Here is a 19975-nt window from a genome sequence, read left to right as displayed (position 1 = left end):
TTGAACAGAACAGAATTCATCATCGCCACAGCCATTATCCTGTTCGCAGCTTTCTGCATGGGTTGGTTCGCCAACTGGCTGGCCCATCGGCTGTCCCGTGTTCGCCAAAGCGACGTGGCCGATCTTGACCGCATGAGTCAGGAACTGCACGAGGCCGAAGAAACACGCGATCAGGCCATCACATATTTGCAGCAGCGTGAGGCAGAGCTAACCAACCAGCTGACGCAAACCGAAGCCGAGTTGAATGCCGCAATGGAAGGGCTGCGCGCGGCGCGGCAGGAAGCCGAAGAGATGCGCGGGCGGATCAACAACGCAGACTAGGCACCCTACCAGCGGGTCAGCGCGTCTTCATCCTCGTCCTTAGCAGCCACCCATTCTGCTCCGGACGTGGTGATTTCCTTCTTCCAGAATGGCGCGCGAGACTTAAGGTAATCCATCAGATATTCCGCCGCCTCAAACGCATCTTTGCGGTGCGGTGCGGCGGTGGCCACCATCATGATACGGTCACCCGGAGCAAGCCTTCCGTGGCGGTGGATCACCAGAACGTTGCCCAGTGACCAACGGGCTTGCGCCTCTTCCGCGATCTTGGTTAGGGCGCGTTCGGTCATGCCAGGATAGTGCTCGATCTCCATCACATCCAGATCGCCCGAAGCCAGATCGCGCACAACGCCTGTGAAGGTCACGATGGCCCCGTTGGTATCGTCCCCGGCGGCAAAAGCGTTGGCTTCGGCCCCCAGATCGAACGGAGCCTCCTGCACGACGATCCGCATTCTAGCCACCCGTCATGGGCGGAAAGAACGCAACCTCGCGCACACCGGTCAGCGGGGCGTCAAAATCCGAAAGCTCTTGGTCCAGCGCCACGCGCAGGGCCGACAGATCAGCAAAGGCAGCAGCATAGCGATCCTCACGCGCGCTCAGTTCCGCGACCAAATCGCTGACTGTTGCTGCCTCGGTTTCAATCTTCTCTTTCGGCAGGCCGATGCGTTCGCGCACCCAGGCGAAATACAGCACGTTCATCGGTTAGCTCTCCTTCAGGTGGGGCATGGCTTTACGTAGGTAGTCATAGCCTGTGATCAATGTCAGCGTCGCGGCAATCCAGAGCAGCCATAACCCGATACGACCTGACCAGAACATGGCCTCAAGATGCCAGCGGATGTTGTTCAGGTCCTCGACCTGCCCTGCCAGAACCTGATCAATGGTTGTCGCATCCATGCCAAACGTGGCCATCACAAAATGGTGCTCGAATATCCCCTGCGAGAACAGGATCGCGATCGCTACCATCTGTGCCGTCGTTTTCCACTTGGCTAGCTTGGTGACCTTCAGGGTTCCGGCCACATCGCCCAGATACTCTCGCAAGCCTGAGACAAAGACTTCGCGAAACAGGATCACTGTCGCGGGCAGGACCAGCCATGGTGTCCAGTGTTCAGTCGAATAGCCCACCAATATCATCAGCGCGATTACCACCATTGCCTTGTCGGCAATGGGATCCAGCATGGCGCCAATCTTCGTTTCCTGTTTCCAGGCACGCGCCAGATACCCGTCGAACCAATCGGTGATCGCCGCTGACAGAAACAGGATCAAAGCAAACCAATCCGCATAGGGACGGGTGAAATACAGAAACATCACGGCGAGACCGGGGGCCGCCACAAGGCGCAGTACAGTCAGAATATTCGGCAGGTTCCATTTCATGGCTTGGACCCTACATCGCCGGTTCAAGACAGAAAAGACAGGGTCTTAAAAAAACCTACCCAACACAAGCGTTTGCTGTCTTAAAAGTCAAAGCGTCGCAGCGGTGGTCACATTACAGGTTTCATCTTGGCACTTGATTGCTTTGGCGTCAGATTGTCGGCTGGCCAACCAGACAACACCCCAGAGCTGACATGACACCGCATATTCAAACCGATCCCCGGTCAAATCTGATCGGCAGTGCCTGGATGGTCGCCGCAATGGCGCTGTTCGCGCTGGAGGATGCGCTGCTTAAGGCGGCTTCGGCGTCGATCCCGATCTGGCAGGTGCTTGTACTGTTCGGTGCGGGCGGTGCTGTAATCTACGCTGCGGTTGCCACAGTACGTAGCACGCGTCTGTTCCAGTCCGACGTGTTGTCGCGCCCAATGAAGGTGCGTGTGGTCTTCGAGATTCTTGGACGGCTTTTCTATGTATTGGCGATCGCGCTAACGCCTCTGTCCTCGGCTACGGTGATCCTGCAGGCCACACCGCTGGTTGTCGTCGCCGGGGCGGCGTTGTTCTTTGGCGAATCCGTCGGCTGGCGGCGATGGAGCGCCATTCTGATCGGCCTCGTCGGCGTTGTGATCATCATCAAACCGACCGGAGACAGCTTCTCGGCCCTGTCAATCCTTGCCGTGCTGGGGATGCTGGGCTTTGCGGGGCGCGATCTGGCCAGCCGCGCCGCGCCCGCAACACTGGGCACCGAGGTTCTGGGATTCTATGGCTTCCTCTGCATCATTGTCGCGGGTTTGGCTTATCGATTCTGGGAAGGAACACCGCTGCAAACCCTGACGCCCCATGTCAGCCTGCACATGGGCGGGGCGATCGTGATGGGGGTCATGGCCTATGCCGCGCTGATGAAAGCGATGCGCACCGGCGAGGTCTCATCTGTGACGCCGTTTCGCTATTCGCGGCTGTTGTTCGGTATCGGCTTGGGCGTGGTGATGTTTGGCGAGCGATTGGATCAGACCATGTGGATCGGCTGCGCCCTCATCGTGGCGTCGGGTCTCTATATCCTTTGGCGGGGGCGAAAGGCCTAGCCCTTGTCATGGAAGAAGTCATAGACCTTCTGCGCCAACCCGGCTGAAATCCCCTCGACGGCTTTAAGATCCGCCAAATTGGCTCGGCTCACCGCTTTGGCGCTGCCGAAATGAGTCAGCAGGGCGCGTTTGCGCGCGGCCCCGACGCCGGGGATTTCGTCCAGTGGCGTTGCACCAACCGCCTTGGCGCGTTTCGCGCGATGGGTGCCGATGGCAAAGCGATGCGCCTCATCCCGCAAGCGCTGGATAAAGTACAATACGGGATCGTTGCGTTTCAGCGCAAAAGGGCGCTGCCCGATGCGATGGAATTCTTCCTTGCCGTGATCGCGATCGACACCCTTGGCGACACCGACCATCGGGATATCCTCGACCCCGTGCTGGGCCATGATCTCATTCACGGCGCTCACCTGCCCTGCACCACCGTCGATCAGCAGCAGATCGGGCCAATGCCCTTTGTCCCGATCCGGATCATCCTTTTGCAGGCGTGTGAAACGGCGGGTCAGGACCTCTTTCATCATGCCGAAGTCATCGCCGGGGGTTAGATCATCGCCGCGGATGTTGAATTTGCGATAGGCATTTTTCATGAACCCTTCTGGGCCCGCGACGATCATGCCCCCAACTGCATTGGTGCCCTGAATGTGAGAGTTGTCGTAAACTTCGATCCGGTTTGGCGGCGCGTCCAGATCAAAGGCCTCGGCCACACCGCGTAGCAATTTGGCCTGCGTGGCACTTTCCGACATCCGCCGGGCCAGCGATTCACGTGCGTTGCGCAAGGCACCAGCGATCAGTTCCTGCTTTTCACCGCGTTGGGGCACCAGGATTTCCACCTTGCGTCCAGCTTTTTCCGACAATGCCTCCTGCATCAGATCGGCATTCTCGATCGCATCAGACAGGATCAACTGCCGGGGTGGTTCCTTATTGTCGTAGAATTGGCCCAGAAACGCTTCCATCGCCTCAGCCTGTGACACATCCGGGCCGACGCGCGGATAGAAATCGCGGTTACCCCAGTTCTGGTTGGCCCGGATGAAAAACACCTGAACGCAGGCTTGACCGCTGTCCATGTAGAGGCCAATGACGTCAGCCTCGGCCACGCCGCGGGGATTGATGCCCTGAGACGTCTGCACCTGCGTCAGCGCCCGGATACGGTCGCGCAAACCGGCGGCGCGTTCGAACTCCATCGCCTCGGAGGCAGCCATCATCTGCGCGGCGAGATCTTCCTGCACTTTGGTAGATCGGCCTGACAGGAACCTTTCGGCATCCTTAACGCTTTCACGATAGTCGGCTTCCGAGATCAGTTCGACGCACGGTCCAGAACATCGCTTGATCTGATAGAGCAAACACGGCCGGGTCCGGCTATCGAACATGGAATCCGAACAGTTCCGCAGCAGGAACGCCTTTTGCAGCTGGTTCAGCGTCCTGTTCACCGCGCCTGCACTGGCGAAGGGGCCGAAATAAGCCCCCTTTTCTTTCTTCGCCCCTCGGTGCTTTTTGATCTGCGGAAAGGCATGATCCTTGGCGACCAGAATATTCGGGAAGCTTTTGTCATCCCGCAACAATACGTTGTATTTGGGCTTGAGCTGCTTGATCAGGTTCTGTTCCAGCAGCAGCGCCTCGGTCTCGGTCCGAGTGGTCAGAAACATCATCGAGGCAGTTGCGGCGATCATTTTCTCGATCCGACCCGAGTGCCCCGGGCGCGTGTAGTTCGATACCCGCGCCTTCAGGTTTCGCGCTTTACCTACGTAAAGAACTCGGCTGTCCCCATCCAACATCCGATACACACCCGGCGAGCTGTCCAGCGTTTTCACATAACGCTGAATGCAGGCATAGCCGTTGGCTTGGGTCGACGATTCGGAATCAGTGCTAGCGGTCATGAGTCTGAGATATGATTCTCTGACCATGGCTGCAATCTTGTGCGCTTCAGATCAAGAGAAAACAAATCCACGACTTCTGTGGATAACTGTGCAGATAACTTTAGGGGCATCGTGATTTTCCCTTGAATCCTTGCCTATTCGTTGATCTGCACAAAAAATAGGCAGGAAATTATGGTGTTGTTTTTAAACGATAAATTTGTTGATCTGAGACAAGTGTATGAAAATTAAGACATTTTTGTAACGTTCAGATAACAGGAACGAGAGCAGTGCAAAACTTGCAGCAGATCTACTTATTCTACACCAAGAACATCGGGTGTTTGCCAACCCAAATGTTGCCCACCATCGACGCAAAGAAGCTGCCCCGTAACAGCATGCGCATCCAGAAAGTATCCCAGCGCAGCAGTGATATCCGACGGGTTCGCGCCGCGCTCCAGAATCGTGTTCTGCCGCTGAGCGCTAAAATGGGCATCACTTTGGCGATGACCCTGCAGCGTTGGACCGGGGCCGATCGCGTTCACACGGATTGCGGGTGTCAGAGCCTGCGCTGCAGTCCGGGTCAAGGCCCACAACCCCATCTTGGCAATCGTGTATGACATGAACTCAGGCGTCAGTTTACGCACCCGCATATCCACCATGTTCACGATCAGCCCAATCGCCAGAGGCTCTCCCTGATCATCAAGCTCCGGCTGTAACCCCTGCTCGGCCATGGCTTGGGTCAGAACGAATGGTGCGCGCAGATTGCTGTCGAGATGCCGATCCCAGCTTTGGCGGGTAGCTGTGTGGATATTGTCATACTCAAATATCGATGCATTGTTGACCAGACAGGTGATCGGACCACCCAGCGCCTCAGCTGCACGCGGCAGCAATGAGCTGACTTGCCCCTCATCAAGCAGATCGGCCTGCAGCGCAACTGACTTTCGGCCTAGCGCCTGAACCTCATCAACCGTTTCACGCGCAGCCTGATCCGAACTGGAATAGTGCACAGCGACATCCATGCCGCGCTGCGCCAAATACAGCGCCATGGCACGACCAAGGCGTTTACCGGCACCGGTCACCAATGCTCGGGTCATGGGCTCATTCTCCTCGTCAGGTCAGGCTAACAGGCTTGCAACATAGATCACATAGAGCGCTGTCAAGATCAGGCCCCAGAGGCGTGTGATATCTTTCTTGAAGAACACAAAAGGAACCAACAAGAGCGACGCGCCGAGCATCACCCACAGATCGAAACGCAGGAATTCAGGATCGACGGGAATACGCCCAAACAAGGTCGTAATGCCGACAATGGCCAGCAGATTGAACATGTTCGATCCGATGACGTTACCCAGTGCCACATCCGCTTGTCGCCTCAGGGCAGCCATGACGGTTGTCGACAGTTCCGGCAGGGACGTACCCACCGCGATCAGCGTAAGGCCGATCACTGTTTCGCTCACACCATAGTTCCGGGCAATGACGGTCGCATTTTCGACCAGCAGATGCGCACCCATTGGCAGGCCGACCAAGCCGAGGATCAGGTAGATCGCCACCTTCCAATAGGGCATGTCAGGATCTGCTTCCTCAAGACCCTCAAGCTCGTCCTCATCGGCACAAGCTTCACCACAGGCTTTACGGTGCGCATGTGCTTCGCGAAACGCATTGCCGAGGATCAGAGCCAACGCAGCCAGCAAAATTGCCCCGCTGAGCAGATTAAAGACCCCGCAAAAAGCCAACCCGATAAATAACACCGACGCCAGAAGCATGAAGATGTAGTTCTTGCGGCTGTCGCACTCACTTGTGTGCAAGGTCGCCAGAAGCGCGGGCAATCCCAGAACCAGCAAGATATTCGCTGTATTCGAGCCCACCACGTTACCCAACGCAATGCCCGGCGCGTTTTCCTTGATGGCGCTGATTGCAATCAGCAGCTCAGGGGCCGAAGTTCCAAAGGCAACTATTGTCAGGCTGACGATCAGGGCGGGAACCCCCAACCGCAGGCTGAGGTTCACGGCCCCTCGCACCAGCGCGTCGCCTGCCAACAACAGGATCAGCAGCCCGAGGCCGGAGAACAGCCATGCCGTCATCCACGGCCTCCTTCTTCGCAAGGACACGGGCCTTTGCCGATCCTAAACCGCCCACAACGCGGACATTTCGCAGAACTCAATCGTTTCTGTCCAGGAAAGCGTAGCTTGCCGAACATCGCCAGAACGCCCATGGCGATCAGGAACAAGGTGACTGCTTTGATGATCACTCTACAACCCGAAACGCGCGTAGGCAGCGCGCTCCTCAATACCGGCTATGGCATCCTGCGCCAGCGTCGCGCCGAAGCGCGACCAGATCGGTTTGCGCAGGCCATAGCGGCGGAACCTGACTTTGTCGCCAAACTTCTCCTGCATCTTGGGCTTCAGATGGGCAATACCATCGATCAGGCCCAGCTGTTGCGCGCGACGGGCCAGCCAGACCTCGCCATTGAACAGATCAGCGCTGCTGTCCAGCTTGCCGTCCCGGCGAGATTTCACATGGGTTATGAAATTCTCGTGGATATCGCCCAGCAGCACTTTGAGCCGTGCAATGTCTTCTTTCTTTTCCGGAGCAAACGGGTCGAGCATTGATTTCGACTGACCCGCAGTATGTACGCGTCGTTCAAAGCCCTGACGTGCCAGAAAAACATGCGCGCCAAATCCCGACGATATCACGCCGATCGACCCCAGAACCGAACTGTCATCGGCCCAAATCTCATCCGCTGAAACCGCCAACCAATATCCACCCGAAGCCGCCACGTCTTCGACGAAAGCGTAAACAGGGATCTTAAGCTCTTCCGCCAGTCGCTGGATACGCGCACCGATCAATGAGCTTTGAACGGGGGAGCCGCCCGGCGAATTGATCTCCAGCGCGACCGCAGCGGGCTTGCCCTTGCGAAAGGCTTTCTCCAACACCGGTGCCAGAGCGGTCGCGTTCATCGACCCTCGCCCGGCCATTCCAATGGCACCGGACAGGCGAACAACGGCCACAAGTGGCGGCTTTTTCATGAAGGGCAGGCTGAGTTTCATGGAAGCCGATGTAGAGCGCGCCGGAGCCGTAAACAAGAGACCCGAAGCGCCATAAACGCGACGTGAACCAATTTCACACACCTGATGGGCAAAAATGCAACGCCCTAGCTGCGGATGCGCCAACCGGTTTTGAAGATCCAGCCAATGATCGCGAGGCATATTCCGGTGAAGGCCAGTATGGCCAGAAGGCTCCAAAATATCGGGACATCTGCGATACCATAGAATGACCAGCGGAACCCGGAAATCAGATAAACCACAGGGTTGAACAGAGTGATCGTCTGCCAAAGCGGAGGTAGCATCGAGATCGAGTAAAACGTCCCACCCAGAAAAATCAGGGGCGTCACAACAAGCTGGGGGACAAGCGACATTTGCTCAAAATTTCCCGCCCAGATACCCACGATAAACCCCAGCAGCGAGAAACTGAGGCAAGACAAGATCAGGAAAGCCGCCATGGCAAACGGGTGTTCAATGCGAATGTCCACAAAGAACGTCGCAGTGGCCAGAATGACAAGACCTACAAACAGTGCCTTAGTTGCGGCCGCGCCCACATAACCAATCACAATCTCGATGAAATTGATGGGGGCTGAAAGCAACTCATAAATCGTACCCAAGAATTTGGGAAAGTAGATGCCAAAGGACGCGTTCGAGATTGACAGCATCACTACGGACAACATGATAAGACCCGGCACAATGAAGGCCCCGTAGGACACGCCTTCAATCTCTTGAATGCGACTGCCGATGGCAGTGCCAAACACCACGAAATAAAGCGAGGTCGACAGGACCGGCGACAGAAAACTCTGCGCCAGTGTGCGAAAGAACCGGGCCATTTCAAACCGGTAGATGGCAGTAATAGCGGACCAGTTCATGCGGGTTCTCCGGACACGAGGTTGACGAAAATCTCTTCAAGGCTCGATTGCCGCGTCTGCACATCACGCAGCACTAGACCGGCCTGCGCAACATCATTGAGAAGAGTGGTGATGCCCGTGCGCTCGGCATTGGTGTCGTAAGTATAGATCAGCGCATCGCCTGCACCGTTGAGCGTCAGTTGATGATCGGACAGAACGTCGGGAACCGATAAAATAGGCTCGGTCAACATGACCTCAATCTGCTTTTTGCCCATCTGCGCCATCAATGTGTCTTTGTCCTGCACGAGCAAAAGCTCACCCTTGTCGATGACACCCACACGGTCGGCGATTGCCTCGGCTTCCTCGATGTAGTGAGTGGTCAGGATGATGGTGACACCAGCCTGCTTCAATTCGGCCACGATCTCCCACATGTCCTTACGTAGCTCGACATCTACGCCGGCGGTGGGTTCATCCAGAAACAGCACCCTTGGCTCATGCGCCAAGGCTTTCGCGATCAGCACACGTCGCTTCATACCTCCGGATAGTTCCTTGATTGCGTTACGGCGTTTGTCCCATAGGGACAGCTTGCGCAGGATTTCCTCGATCCTAGCGTTGTCTCCGCTATGACCGAACAGCCCGCGCGAAAAGCGGACAGTGTTCCAGACCTTCTCGAACGGTTCCAGCGCGATTTCCTGCGGCACCAGCCCAATCATCTTGCGGGCTGCGCGATACTCGGTCTGGATGTCATGGCCACCTACGGTGACCGAGCCCGAAGTCGGCGTGGTAATACCGCACACAGTCGAGATCAGCGTTGTTTTACCCGCCCCATTGGGGCCCAACAGCGCTAGAATCTCACCTTCTTCAATGTCCAGAGACACACCTTTCAGCGCCTCAAACCCATCGGCATAAGACTTCCGCAAATCCCGGATCGACAATATGGTCGTCATGCGCACCCTCGTTCTGACCCCGCAACCTATCGTGACGGACCATCGTCGAACAGTCCAATTCCGCACAGTGCCATGCGCGTGTGCGCAGGGTTCAGTCTCGTCCCGTCAGGCGACCTAGCCAGCCTGACTTGGTCTCTTCTTCGGCAGCGTCTTCTTGCGGTGGCGGACCTTCGAAATATTCTTGAAGATTGGCGAAAAACTGATCGGCCATCTTCTTGGCAAACCCATCAATCAGGCGGCTGCCCAGCTGAGCCAGTTTGCCACCCACCTTAGCCTCGACCTCGTAGGTCAGAAGGGTGCCACCAGCCTCGCTGGGCGCGAAGGTTACATCTGCGCTTCCCTTGGCAAAGCCTGCGGCGCCCCCCTTGCCCTCACCAGCGATGGTCAGGCGTTCAGGCTCAACCATGTCGGACATGGTCACAGTGCCTTTGAAAGTCGCCTTCACAGGGCCAACCTTTTGCACCACGGTCGCATTATACCCCTCGGTTGGATCGCCGGTAATCTCCTGCGCGCCGCTGATGCAGGCTTTCAATACTTCAGGGTCCAGCAACGCAGCGTAAACGGCGGCAGGCGGCGCCTGAATTTCACGGGTATCGCTTAACTGCATCTCTCAACCTCTTTTTAATCCTACGGCAGACCACAAAGACCTAGCCCTGAAACATCGATGCAGGCAACCAGTTTGCTCACACCAAGGCACTGGATCGGGATTCTTCGCTTGCATTCGCTCCGCCCAACAGAAACCCTGCGCCGCAGGAGGAAGACATGCTGCACGGCATACGCATCATCGAAATCGAAGGGCTGGGCCCAGCCCCCTTCGCGGCCATGCTGCTGGCGGATATGGGCGCCGATATCATCACCATCCATCGCAAAGGGTCCGCCGTCACTCCGGGTATGCCTGAACGTTCGCTGCTGGATCGCGGCAAACGATCAATTGCACTGGACCTCAAAGACCCGCAGGACCTTAGCGTTGCAAAACGGCTGATCGCAACGGCTGATGCGCTGATCGAGGGTTTTCGCCCCGGCGTGATGGAAAAGCTGGGGCTGGGGCCGGAAGACTGTCATCACCTGAACCCAAAGCTGGTCTATGGCCGAATGACAGGCTGGGGGCAGCATAGCCCACTTTCTGAGACAGCGGGCCATGATCTCAACTATATTGCCCTTTCAGGGGCTTTATCCTACGCGTCGCCGCCCGGCCAACCGCCTTTGACGCCCGCAACACTAGTCGGGGATATCGGCGGTGGTGCGATGTATCTGGTTGCAGGTCTGCTCGCCGGGCTTTTGAATGCCCGAAATACAGGCAAAGGCACGGTGGTGGACGCCGCCATCTACGATGGCTCGGCACACATGATGAATTTGCTGATGAGCCTGCGCCAAACCGGCAACCTGTCCGACACCCGGGGTCAAAGCCTGCTCGACGGACCGCATTGGAGCAGAACCTACGCCTGCGCAGATGGCGGTTTCATCTCAGTTCAATGTCTGGAGCCAAAATTCTATGCTCACTTCCTGGACATCCTCGGGCTCAGCGATGACGCGGAATTCGCTCAGCAATATAACCATGCGACGTGGCCCAACCTGACGAAGCGGTTGAGCAAAATCTTTGCCGAGAAGCCGCGCGACGAATGGGCGGCGCTGTTTCAAGGCACGGACGCCTGCGTTGCCCCAGTCCTAAGTCCACAAGAAGCACGAGATCACCCCATGAATTCGGCTCGCCAAACATGGGTCGACCACGACGAAACACGTCAAGCCGCAGCCGCTCCTAGATTCTCAACCTACAACTGGCAACCGCGGCCCAGCCCCAAACGCGGAGAGCATACAAATGAGATTTTGAACGAACTTCCTCCCGCTTCATCTGGCTAAAAATACCTCGGGGGTGAATTGGCCGCAGGCCAAGAGGGGGCTGGCCCCCACGCCAGGCTTACCGCCCGCGCACCGTATCGATCATCAATTGAACGTTCTCAGGGTCCGCATCTGGCGTAATACCATGACCCAAATTGAAGATATGCGGTCCTTTTGAGAAGGCTTCGACAATCCGCCGCGTCTCATCGACAAGCGCTTGCCCGCCTGTCACCATATGCGATGAAGCCAGATTGCCCTGTACACACCCATCGACTTGCACATTCGCAGCAGCCCATTCGGGCGACACAGAATTGTCCAGCGCGACACAATCCACACCGGTGGCCTTGGCGAAACCGATGTAACCCTGATCCGCTTCGCGTGGGAAACCGATGACGGGAATGCCCGGATGGCGTGCCTTTATGGCAGCAGTAATCACGCGACAGGGTTCAACGGCGTATTTCTGAAACGCTTCGCCCTTCAATGATCCCGCCCAACTATCAAATATTTTGACAACCTCGGCCCCTGCCTCGATTTGGGCAGACAGGTATTCAATTGTCGCGGCCGTGATCCGATCCAACAGCGCCTCGAACAGCGCAGTGTTTTCTTCGCGCAGCGCATGGGCTGGCCCCTGATCCGGGGTGCCCCGTCCGGCGATCATGTAGGTAGCCACTGTCCAGGGCGCGCCTGCAAATCCGATCAGAGCTGTCTCAGAAGGAAGCTCACGCGAAAGAATACGCACGGTTTCATACACCGGAGAGAGCGTCTCATGAATTGCATCAACCGGCTTCAGCGCATCAAACTCCGACTCCCGTGTAATTGTCGAAAGGCGAGGACCTTCGCCGGTGACAAACCACAAATCCGCACCCAGCGCCTGCGGCACAAGCAGGATATCAGCAAACAGGATCGCGGCATCAAAGCCGTAGCGGCGAATGGGCTGAAGGGTGACTTCGGCGGCAAGCTCGGGGTTATAGCAAAGAGACAGGAAATCTCCGGCCTGTGCGCGCGTTGCACGATATTCAGGCAAATACCTCCCGGCCTGTCGCATCATCCAGATCGGCGGCACATCCTGCACTTCCCCCGCCAGCGCCCGTAGCAATTTCTTTGTCTCGGCCATTCGTGCCCCCAGTGTTCCGGTTTGGTGCAACGCGTCGGCCCTCAGTGGCAATTTGTCAAGCTCTGCCCCCATTGTCAGGGCAATGTGACGCGACTAAAGCTGTGCACATGAGTCTGATATTGCCTACCCCCGCATCGCCTCTGAAAATCGGCACCCGTGGATCTCCGCTGGCGCTGGCGCAGGCCTATGAAACCCGTCAGAGACTTGGCGCCGCTTTCGACCTGCCTGAGGACGCGTTTGAGATCGTGGTAATCAAGACCACCGGTGACAACCGCGCCATGATCGACGCGGACCGACCGCTGAAAGAGATTGGCAACAAGGGTCTGTTCACCAAGGAAATCGAAGAGGCGATGCTGAAAGGTGAGATCGACATCGCCGTACATTCGACCAAGGACATGCCCGTCGAACAGCCTGACGGGCTGGTGCTGGATACATTCCTGCCGCGCGAGGATGTGCGCGATGCGTTTATCTCGCCGACTCTGAGTTCGATTCACGATCTGCCAGAGGGCGCAGTTGTCGGGACTTCATCGTTGCGCCGCCGGGCGCAGTTGCTGAATCGGCGGCCCGATCTGAAAGTGGTCGAGTTTCGCGGCAATGTTCAGACTCGCCTGAAGAAGCTGGCCGATGGCGTGGCCGATTGTACCTTTCTGGCCATGGCCGGATTGCGCCGCTTGGATATGAAAGACGTCCCCGCGACTGCCATATCACCTGATGACATGCTACCTGCCATTGCGCAGGGCACCATCGGCATTGAACGGCGCAGCGACGATAGCCGTACCGCCGAGATGCTGGCGGCGATTCATCATGTTGAAACAAGCCGGCGCCTTGCGGCTGAACGCAGCCTTCTGGCCGGGCTGGATGGCTCATGCGAAACACCGATCGCCGGTTTGGCGCAAGTTCAGGATGGCCAACTTGCTTTGCGAGGAGAAGTTCTGCGCCCGGACGGTTCCGAGGCGATCAGCGAAGAAGCCACCGGGGCGCTCGAAGATGGAGCAAAACTGGGTCAGACAATGGCCGCCTCTCTGCTGAAACAGGCCGGACCAGGGTTTTTCGACTGGCGCTAAGAAAAAATTTAAACAATTTCAGGGTAATGTGAACTTCTTCACTGTCTACCCTGCCGAATTCGTTAAATATGGGGATAGAAGGTCGATCTCGAATATATCGAAAGTTTTAGCCCGTGTTGTTTTAGATGGTATTCGAGGGGGCGAGATTGATACTTCCGGCGGGGCGCAGTTGATTTTCAACAGCGCCCCGTTCTCTTTTCCAAAGCATATGGCGAAGTACTTACTCTGCACCTTCGCGCAGACCATGATGATGACTAAACACCGGCCGCGCATGAAGCACCTCTGATCGGAAGTCCGCCATGCGCCCCGGTAGCGCGCGATAGAATGATGCCAAACCTGGCTCAACCGCCATCGCATGCTTGGCACATTCCTTGCATAACCCAGCGACTACGGTCTGTGATTCCCGTGCGCGTATCGCCTCTAGTAGACCTATGTGTGCGGTCTGCAGCTTTTGAAACGATGCACTGCCTGCAACTTCTCGATCTCCGACCAGTACATAAACAGGCTCTGGCTCGCTTTTGCCTTTCAAATCCACGAAGCCCGCCTCTAGCAGCGCAAGATCAGAATTGGTGACACGGCGAATAGAGTCTGAGACTAGAATATCATAATCCACATGTCGGCAGTTTTGTTCGATCCGCGCTGCCACATTCACCACATCTCCGATTACTGTGTAATTGAACCGGCGCCGCGAGCCGATATTGCCGACGCAGGCGGCTCCGGTTGCGCAGCCTGTCGCCAGTGCGATGGGAGGACGCCCGCGCATGATGGGCAAAGTGTTGAACTTATCTAGCGCGCCGCGCATCTTCAGCGCGGCCAAAGCAGCGCGGCACGGGTGATCATCCACGGGCAGCGGTGCATTCCAAAAAGCCATAACCGCATCGCCGATGAACTTGTCGATCGTTCCACGCTCGACCAGAATCTGATCCCCGATCTCTGAGAACAGCGCATTCAGCAAGGCCACCAGATCGGTGGCTGATACAGACTCGGACAATGGCGTGAAGCCCCGAATGTCCGAAAACATCACCGTGATCTCCTGAGATTCACCTCCCAATTGCAGCTGATGCCCGTTGGCCTCCATCTCATCGAGGATTTCCGGTGCGACATAATGTGAGAAAGTCTGGCGGATCACCCGCTTCTCCCGCTCGGTCGAAACAAAGAGGTACCCGGCCAGAAGCCCGAAATTAGCCATACCTCCGGCCAAAGGGAAGGTCGCATCAAACAGAACCGACTGGTTCTGGAACGCCAACCAACTGATGGCAATCACGGCCGATGCGGCCACACCACCTGCAGCAAAAGAAGCGACCGCCCCATAGTTGGACATGACCACTGTGACAACGACGCCCAGGATCACGAACGCCAGCAGCTCAAGTGCAGAGGTAACATCCGATCTGCTCAGCACATCGCCAAGGATGATCTGTTCGATAATTTGGGCGTGGATCGAAACACCGGGAACAGATTCACCCAGTGCCGTTTCGCGCATATCGAACAGGCCCGCCGCAGAGGTGCCGACCAGAATGATCCGTCCTTCTATCTCTGACTGAAGCGTTGGATCACTACCGCTGCGCATGACATCATCGGCCGACAGATAGAGGCCAGGATTGTCCCGCCTGTAACGCACCCAGATCTCGCCATTCTCGGTGGTCGGCAGCACAAAATCACCCAGACCAACCTCAAGCATGATGCCGATCTCGTCCTGCGATCCTTCCGCAAAATAAACGGATTCGCCCATGGCCACCCGCAGGGCTTCAACCCCAAGCGCAGGTAATACACCGTTGGGCCCGGACCAAAGCACAGGGACCCGTCGCACCACACCCAAACTTCCTTGGGGCGATACATTAACACCCCCGATCCCGGCCGCTTCTTCCCCCAATGGCGGTGCCAGAGAGGTCCAGTGGGCAACGCTGACAAGGCCAGCTGCGGGTTTCTCTCCGATTTCAACTAACCCCGCCTTCGGTACAATGGCCGAACCGCTATCGGTTTGCCGGGCTGCCACACCCAGAACCACTGGCCATTTCGCAACTTCGTCCCCAAATCTGACGTCATTGTCCAGATCGATCGCGGCCTGATCCACCTGCAGTAGTCCGGACAAGGTCGGGTCTTGCAACAATCGCATCGGAGAGTATCGGTCGGGCTCGACAAACAGCATATCAAAGGCAATCGCAGCGGCACCGTATTCGCCCAATCGTTCGACCATCTGACCCAACAGGGTACGAGGCCAAGGCCATTGGCCCCATTCTGCCAGAGACCTTTCATCAATATCCACCACGCGGACCGGCAGATCCGGGTTGTAGGCCCGTGGTGAAATCCGCTGCAGGATATCGAAGTAAATCAATCTGGACATTTGAACGGGATACGGATCCGCGACCCTAATGAAGCAGCCCATCAGGATCAGCGCCAAGCCCACAAGCCTGAATACTAATCGATGCCCAATTTTGTCTCTTATCTTACCCACCACGTTCACCTTCCAGGCGCAGGGGAACATGAAAATATATGTAACCTGATGCTACCAACCAGCTATCGCTGAAGCGTTACCTGCCGTCGCCGTTGCCCTGACACCCGATCCACCGCTATTTCCACTGGATGCGTTTACGGATGTTCTCGTTTCACCCGAGGCGCTTACACCTGCACGCGCTGATGTCCCGGAACGCCCTTCGGCGCTGGCTGAGGCCCGGTCTGGCGCTTCGGATCGCCCGCTTTCGCGGGCCGCCGACACCTCAGAACGACCTTGTTCCGTTTGCCGCCGCGCTTCGCGCCGCTCTGGCCTTTCAGATTCAATCTTTAGGGCCTGAGCCTGTCTGCCCGAGCACCCTTCGGCACTCACCCGAAACGGTGGCAGCAGTTGCGTTTGCGAGCGTATGAAGGGGAAACCACCTTTTAGCGCTTTGTCATACTGCTCCTGATCTACCGGGCGCCCCACCTGACCGCCCGAACCGGTCGCAAAGAGACTGCACTGTCGGCTTGCCGACCGGCATGACCCGCGTCGGCCGCACATCTGAACGGTGCCCTCGATAACCAGCATCGCGCTTTGGCTGCCGGATGTAATCCACATGTCAAATGTCGTTCCCCGCACGGCCATGGTGGCATCGGGCGTTTTGATCGAATAAGCGCGCTTTCTGCTTTTGCCCGAAATGAAACGGAAACTGCCGCCCAGCGCCTGCACGGTGAAGTTTTTTGCCTTCCGATTGCCTCGCAGCATTGAGACATCCAGGATCATTCGCGCGTTCGGACCAACCGCGATCTTGGTTTCATCTACGAACACCAATTGAACCACGCCTGATCTGTCGGTCGAAATAGTATCGCCTGAAACAACATCCATCCCTTCACGCAAGCGTATCTTTTTACCGGCCCGGATAATATCCGCGCCCGGTTTAGCACTGAGCACTTTTCCGATTGATGCGATGGCCGACGCAGGCAGCGTCGCTAGAACCAAGAAAACACAAAACAATTTCAACCAGACCAAACCCAAGTCCCCTTCCCCCAAAAGGTACCTACCAGGGTGCCAAACACCCCACGCCCGATATCTGTCGCCTCAGAAAGCTAAATCTGAATAGTTATTAGAGCCTTAAAACTAGACAAATATGCGCCAGAACAGGTGGAGTTGGCAAGGTTTTGCATGTTTTTCAGCATTTCGGGGGTTTCGCACCCCTGCTTCCGGTAGCCCCAGCGCTCCTTCTTGTGGGTTTGATCATCGGTATTCAGAAAAATTTTCCAGACATAGAAAATCGCCTTGTATCTGGATGACAGGCAAGGATATACCGGCCAGCGGAGACGTGGCCGAGTGGTCGAAGGCGCTCCCCTGCTAAGGGAGTAGGCGGGAAACCGTCTCGAGGGTTCGAATCCCTTCGTCTCCGCCACCCATACCGGGAATCACCTGCGATGCCCGCCATGGTCTGAACGATCTCATAAAATCATCCCACTGAATTCACGACATTTCACGGGCGTTGCACACTACCATTTCTCAAGGCGGATTGGATCGGTCGCATCAACCATTGCACCCTGATGCAGGAGCTTGTTGCGTTGTCTGCAGTACAATTCAGCCCAGGATGTTGGAGGCGGTGAGATATTTATCTTCATCGCCCTAGAGAGCTCAATTTGGCAACCTGGCGCAATCGACACCCGTTACGGATTCAAAAAAAGGCCGTCCCAACTGGGACGGCCTTTCATTCACTGTCTCTCGAAAGAGGTTCAGGCAGCCAGCGCGGCCTGTGCTTTGGCGACGATCGCGCCGAACGCTTCCGGTTCGTGCACTGCCAAGTCGGCCAGAACTTTGCGGTCCACTTCGATACCGGCCAAGTTCAGGCCGTTAATGAAGCGGGAATATGTCAGTGCCTCGTCATGCGAACGGACAGCGGCGTTGATACGCTGGATCCACAGCGCGCGGAAGTTGCGCTTGCGGTTCTTGCGGTCGCGGGTTGCGTACTGGTTGGCCTTGTCTACGGCCTGACGGGCAACCTTGAAGGTGCTCTTGCGGCGGCCATAGTAACCTTTGGCAGCCTTGATGACCTTCTTGTGACGGGCGTGAGTTACGGTTCCACCTTTAACGCGGGACATCTCTTAATCTCCTCTTAGCGGTCGTAGGGCATGTAGCCCTTGACGATCTTGGCGTCGGGGGCGGACAGGGTGGTGTTGCCACGGGCGTCGCGGATGAATTTCTTGGTCCGCTTGATCATGCCGTGCCGTTTGCCGGCCTGGCCAGCAAGGACCTTACCGGTCGCAGTCACCTTAAAGCGCTTTTTGGCGCTCGACTTTGTCTTCATCTTAGGCATTTCCGTCTCCTTTCGGGGTTCGGTTTCAGACGCGACTCGGCATGCCATCTCGGCCGGTCACGCGATCAGAAGCGCCGTTTACGCAAGTTCGGTCATACTGGCAAGGGGGTTTGGGCCAGAATCTGCGCTTTTTGCAGGCTGGCTAGGCACCGGGGCGACGCGCGCCGCCCCGGAGGTTTGGATTAATGTTCGAATTTGCGGATTTCACCGCTCTTCAAACGCTCTGCATAAGATGCCAGTTCCTGACGTACCACTTTCATCAGGAAGTAGAGCGCGAAGACGTTCACAACCGCCATGGCAAAGATCGCCGCATCCGAGAAGTCGATAACGGGGCCAAGGTTAGCCGCTGCACCGATGACTACGAAGATGCAGAAGATGACCTTGAACACCAGTTCCTTGGTGTGACCCTCACCGAACAGGTAGGTCCAGGCCTTGAGGCCGTAGTAGGACCAGCTGATCATGGTCGAGAAGGCAAACAGAACTACTGCGATTGCCAAAACGTAAGGGAACCAACTGAACGCGCTGCCAAAGGCGGCTGAAGTCAGGCTGACACCCGAGTTTCCGTCAACCGTTGCGATGGCATTACCGGCTTCGTTCAGCATATAGTTTCCGGTCTCCGGATCGACGATCAGCTGCTGGGTGATGATGATCACCAACGCGGTCATGGTACAGATTACGACCGTATCAATGAACGGCTCCAGCAGCGACACGAACCCTTCGGTGATCGGTTCTTTGGTGCGAACCGCCGAGTGGGCAATCGCCGCAGAACCAACGCCCGCTTCGTTCGAGAACGCCGCACGCCGGAAGCCCTGGATCAATGCGCCGACCATACCGCCAGCGACACCAAGACCGGTGAACGCTCCCGCGAAGATTTGGCCAAAGGCCCAACCGATCTGATCCGCGTTCATCAGGATGATCACCAGAGCCGCGGCCACATACATCACGCCCATGAAAGGAACGACTTTCTCAGTCACGCGCGCGATGGATTTTAGGCCGCCCACGATCACTGCAAAGACGATGCCTGCAAAGACCAGGCCAGTGATCCAGCCCGGGTAATCTCCGACGATGCCTGCGATCTGCTGATGCGCCTGATTGGCCTGGAACATATTGCCCCCACCAAGCGCGCCAAGGATGCAGAAGATCGAGAACAGAACGGCCAGAATTTTGCCGCCCGGCAGGCCCAGTTCGTTGAACCCTTTCGACATATAATACATTGGGCCACCAGAAACGGTGCCGTCATCATATTCGTTGCGGTACTTTACACCCAGCGTACATTCGGTGAATTTCGACGCCATGCCCAACAGGCCTGCGACAATCATCCAGAAAGTTGCACCTGGCCCGCCGATACCGACGGCGACCGCAACACCAGCAATATTACCGAGGCCAACGGTACCGGACAGCGCCGTTGCCAGCGCCTGAAAGTGGCTAACTTCACCCGCATCATTGGGATCAGAATAGTCACCTTTCACAAGGCTGATCGCATGACCGAAGAAACGCAATTGTACAAAGGCAAAATAAAGCGTGAAGACGGTCGCGGCGATCACCAGCCAACCCACGATCCAAGGGAACCCGGTGCCCGGAAACGGGGCAAAAATAAAGCTGACGAAAGGCCCGGTGAAATCAGCAAAGGCCTGGTTGATTTTATCGTCCAACCCGACCGCCTCCTGTGCGGCAGTGGGGCTCGCAACCAGAGCGGCAAGTGCTGCCAGACTCAGTTTGTTCTGAATATTCATCATAATCTCTCCCC

The 19975-nt window shown here is 56.7% G+C and carries 20 protein-coding genes and 1 tRNA gene; 5 read left to right on the top strand and 16 right to left on the bottom strand.

Annotated elements, in window-relative coordinates; genetic code table 11:
• Positions 1 to 321, top strand: a complete 321-nt coding sequence (locus ACR0AW_RS14665) for a hypothetical protein (protein WP_170395619.1) — start codon at positions 1 to 3, stop codon at positions 319 to 321.
• A gap of 5 nt (positions 322 to 326) precedes the next feature.
• Here the strand turns inward: ACR0AW_RS14665 and ACR0AW_RS14660 are convergent, their stop codons facing one another.
• The 3 genes from ACR0AW_RS14660 to pgsA are packed head-to-tail and all read right to left on the bottom strand — an operon-like array spanning position 327 to position 1689.
• Entirely contained in the window at positions 327 to 770 is a 444-nt protein-coding gene (locus tag ACR0AW_RS14660; protein WP_170395617.1) for a molybdopterin synthase catalytic subunit, read from the bottom strand.
• Between the two features lies 1 nt (position 771).
• Complete coding sequence (moaD, locus tag ACR0AW_RS14655) at positions 772 to 1017, bottom strand: molybdopterin converting factor subunit 1 (protein WP_170395615.1); 246 nt, start codon at positions 1015 to 1017, stop codon at positions 772 to 774.
• 3 nt (positions 1018 to 1020) lie between these two features.
• Entirely contained in the window at positions 1021 to 1689 is a 669-nt protein-coding gene (gene pgsA, locus ACR0AW_RS14650) for a CDP-diacylglycerol--glycerol-3-phosphate 3-phosphatidyltransferase (protein WP_170395613.1), read from the bottom strand.
• Positions 1690 to 1880: 191 nt separating this feature from the next.
• Here pgsA and ACR0AW_RS14645 point away from each other — a divergent pair, with 191 nt between their 5' ends.
• Positions 1881 to 2765, top strand: a complete 885-nt coding sequence (locus tag ACR0AW_RS14645; protein ID WP_170776378.1) for a DMT family transporter — start codon at positions 1881 to 1883, stop codon at positions 2763 to 2765.
• Here ACR0AW_RS14645 and uvrC read toward each other — a convergent pair.
• The 7 genes from uvrC to ACR0AW_RS14610 form a co-directional block, all read right to left on the bottom strand.
• Complete coding sequence (gene uvrC, locus ACR0AW_RS14640; RefSeq protein WP_170733535.1) at positions 2762 to 4636, bottom strand: excinuclease ABC subunit UvrC; 1875 nt, start codon at positions 4634 to 4636, stop codon at positions 2762 to 2764. The two genes, ACR0AW_RS14645 and uvrC, sit on opposite strands and share 4 nt — an antisense overlap.
• Before the next feature lie 290 nt (positions 4637 to 4926).
• Complete coding sequence (locus ACR0AW_RS14635) at positions 4927 to 5706, bottom strand: SDR family oxidoreductase (protein ID WP_170423603.1); 780 nt, start codon at positions 5704 to 5706, stop codon at positions 4927 to 4929.
• Between the two features lie 21 nt (positions 5707 to 5727).
• Positions 5728 to 6690 carry a calcium/sodium antiporter gene (locus ACR0AW_RS14630; protein WP_170733534.1) on the bottom strand — a complete coding sequence of 321 codons (963 nt, stop codon included), beginning with the start codon at positions 6688 to 6690 and terminating at the stop codon, positions 5728 to 5730.
• Positions 6691 to 6858: 168 nt separating this feature from the next.
• Entirely contained in the window at positions 6859 to 7656 is a 798-nt protein-coding gene (locus ACR0AW_RS14625) for a S49 family peptidase (RefSeq protein ID WP_170423599.1), read from the bottom strand.
• A gap of 104 nt (positions 7657 to 7760) precedes the next feature.
• Positions 7761 to 8522 carry an ABC transporter permease gene (locus ACR0AW_RS14620; RefSeq protein WP_170395601.1) on the bottom strand — a complete coding sequence of 254 codons (762 nt, stop codon included), beginning with the start codon at positions 8520 to 8522 and terminating at the stop codon, positions 7761 to 7763.
• The gene (locus ACR0AW_RS14615) at positions 8519 to 9448 is read right to left on the bottom strand and encodes an ABC transporter ATP-binding protein (RefSeq protein WP_170395599.1); all 930 of its coding nucleotides are present in this window, start codon (positions 9446 to 9448) and stop codon (positions 8519 to 8521) included. The genes ACR0AW_RS14620 and ACR0AW_RS14615 overlap by 4 nt, the downstream gene beginning before the upstream one ends.
• 91 nt (positions 9449 to 9539) lie before the next feature.
• Positions 9540 to 10055: an SRPBCC family protein gene (locus tag ACR0AW_RS14610; RefSeq protein WP_170423597.1), complete on the bottom strand. Its 516-nt coding sequence runs from the start codon at positions 10053 to 10055 to the stop codon at positions 9540 to 9542.
• A 155-nt stretch (positions 10056 to 10210) separates the two neighbouring features.
• On the opposite strand from ACR0AW_RS14610, the gene ACR0AW_RS14605 reads away from it, so the two are divergent.
• A complete protein-coding gene (locus ACR0AW_RS14605; RefSeq protein WP_170733533.1) occupies positions 10211 to 11305 on the top strand; it encodes a CaiB/BaiF CoA transferase family protein in 1095 nt (364 codons plus the stop codon).
• A 58-nt stretch (positions 11306 to 11363) separates the two neighbouring features.
• Here the strand turns inward: ACR0AW_RS14605 and hemE are convergent, their stop codons facing one another.
• Entirely contained in the window at positions 11364 to 12398 is a 1035-nt protein-coding gene (gene hemE, locus ACR0AW_RS14600; RefSeq protein ID WP_170733532.1) for a uroporphyrinogen decarboxylase, read from the bottom strand.
• Between the two features lie 107 nt (positions 12399 to 12505).
• Between hemE and hemC the strand changes: the two genes are divergently transcribed.
• The gene (gene hemC, locus ACR0AW_RS14595; RefSeq protein WP_170733531.1) at positions 12506 to 13462 is read left to right on the top strand and encodes a hydroxymethylbilane synthase; all 957 of its coding nucleotides are present in this window, start codon (positions 12506 to 12508) and stop codon (positions 13460 to 13462) included.
• Positions 13463 to 13682: 220 nt separating this feature from the next.
• Here hemC and ACR0AW_RS14590 read toward each other — a convergent pair whose 3' ends face one another.
• Positions 13683 to 15944, bottom strand: coding sequence for an adenylate/guanylate cyclase domain-containing protein (locus ACR0AW_RS14590; RefSeq protein ID WP_170733530.1), 2262 nt, complete (start codon positions 15942 to 15944; stop codon positions 13683 to 13685).
• Between the two features lie 21 nt (positions 15945 to 15965).
• Entirely contained in the window at positions 15966 to 16844 is an 879-nt protein-coding gene (locus ACR0AW_RS14585) for a FecR family protein (RefSeq protein WP_480776502.1), read from the bottom strand.
• A gap of 382 nt (positions 16845 to 17226) precedes the next feature.
• Here ACR0AW_RS14585 and ACR0AW_RS14580 point away from each other — a divergent pair.
• Positions 17227 to 17316: transfer RNA gene (locus tag ACR0AW_RS14580), tRNA-Ser, on the top strand.
• Between the two features lie 331 nt (positions 17317 to 17647).
• Here the strand turns inward: ACR0AW_RS14580 and rplT are convergent.
• The 3 genes from rplT to ACR0AW_RS14565 all read right to left on the bottom strand — a co-directional run bounded on the left by rplT (position 17648) and on the right by ACR0AW_RS14565 (position 19961).
• Positions 17648 to 18013 carry a 50S ribosomal protein L20 gene (rplT, locus tag ACR0AW_RS14575; protein ID WP_008756009.1) on the bottom strand — a complete coding sequence of 122 codons (366 nt, stop codon included), beginning with the start codon at positions 18011 to 18013 and terminating at the stop codon, positions 17648 to 17650.
• 14 nt (positions 18014 to 18027) lie between these two features.
• Entirely contained in the window at positions 18028 to 18228 is a 201-nt protein-coding gene (rpmI, locus tag ACR0AW_RS14570; protein ID WP_010443552.1) for a 50S ribosomal protein L35, read from the bottom strand.
• A gap of 182 nt (positions 18229 to 18410) precedes the next feature.
• Positions 18411 to 19961 carry an alanine/glycine:cation symporter family protein gene (locus tag ACR0AW_RS14565; protein ID WP_170465878.1) on the bottom strand — a complete coding sequence of 517 codons (1551 nt, stop codon included), beginning with the start codon at positions 19959 to 19961 and terminating at the stop codon, positions 18411 to 18413.
• Between the last annotated feature and the right edge of the window lie 14 nt (positions 19962 to 19975).

Source organism: Ruegeria sp. C5 (genome assembly GCF_056537605.1).
This window is presented reverse-complemented; position numbering and strand designations above follow the sequence as displayed.

Excerpts from the sequence above, each read along its gene's own strand:
- ACR0AW_RS14660 (WP_170395617.1), bottom strand. The coding sequence starts at position 770 with ATGCGGATCGTCGTGCAGGAGGCTCCGTTCGATCTGGGGGCCGAAGCC.
- moaD (WP_170395615.1), bottom strand. The coding sequence starts at position 1,017 with ATGAACGTGCTGTATTTCGCCTGGGTGCGCGAACGCATCGGCCTGCCG.
- pgsA (WP_170395613.1), bottom strand. The coding sequence starts at position 1,689 with ATGAAATGGAACCTGCCGAATATTCTGACTGTACTGCGCCTTGTGGCG.
- ACR0AW_RS14645 (WP_170776378.1), top strand. The coding sequence starts at position 1,881 with ATGACACCGCATATTCAAACCGATCCCCGGTCAAATCTGATCGGCAGT.
- uvrC (WP_170733535.1), bottom strand. The coding sequence starts at position 4,636 with ATGACCGCTAGCACTGATTCCGAATCGTCGACCCAAGCCAACGGCTAT.
- ACR0AW_RS14635 (WP_170423603.1), bottom strand. The coding sequence starts at position 5,706 with ATGACCCGAGCATTGGTGACCGGTGCCGGTAAACGCCTTGGTCGTGCC.
- ACR0AW_RS14630 (WP_170733534.1), bottom strand. The coding sequence starts at position 6,690 with ATGACGGCATGGCTGTTCTCCGGCCTCGGGCTGCTGATCCTGTTGTTG.
- ACR0AW_RS14625 (WP_170423599.1), bottom strand. The coding sequence starts at position 7,656 with ATGAAACTCAGCCTGCCCTTCATGAAAAAGCCGCCACTTGTGGCCGTT.
- ACR0AW_RS14620 (WP_170395601.1), bottom strand. The coding sequence starts at position 8,522 with ATGAACTGGTCCGCTATTACTGCCATCTACCGGTTTGAAATGGCCCGG.
- ACR0AW_RS14615 (WP_170395599.1), bottom strand. The coding sequence starts at position 9,448 with ATGACGACCATATTGTCGATCCGGGATTTGCGGAAGTCTTATGCCGAT.
- ACR0AW_RS14610 (WP_170423597.1), bottom strand. The coding sequence starts at position 10,055 with ATGCAGTTAAGCGATACCCGTGAAATTCAGGCGCCGCCTGCCGCCGTT.
- ACR0AW_RS14605 (WP_170733533.1), top strand. The coding sequence starts at position 10,211 with ATGCTGCACGGCATACGCATCATCGAAATCGAAGGGCTGGGCCCAGCC.
- hemE (WP_170733532.1), bottom strand. The coding sequence starts at position 12,398 with ATGGCCGAGACAAAGAAATTGCTACGGGCGCTGGCGGGGGAAGTGCAG.
- hemC (WP_170733531.1), top strand. The coding sequence starts at position 12,506 with ATGAGTCTGATATTGCCTACCCCCGCATCGCCTCTGAAAATCGGCACC.
- ACR0AW_RS14590 (WP_170733530.1), bottom strand. The coding sequence starts at position 15,944 with ATGTTCCCCTGCGCCTGGAAGGTGAACGTGGTGGGTAAGATAAGAGAC.
- rplT (WP_008756009.1), bottom strand. The coding sequence starts at position 18,013 with ATGTCCCGCGTTAAAGGTGGAACCGTAACTCACGCCCGTCACAAGAAG.
- rpmI (WP_010443552.1), bottom strand. The coding sequence starts at position 18,228 with ATGCCTAAGATGAAGACAAAGTCGAGCGCCAAAAAGCGCTTTAAGGTG.
- ACR0AW_RS14565 (WP_170465878.1), bottom strand. The coding sequence starts at position 19,961 with ATGAATATTCAGAACAAACTGAGTCTGGCAGCACTTGCCGCTCTGGTT.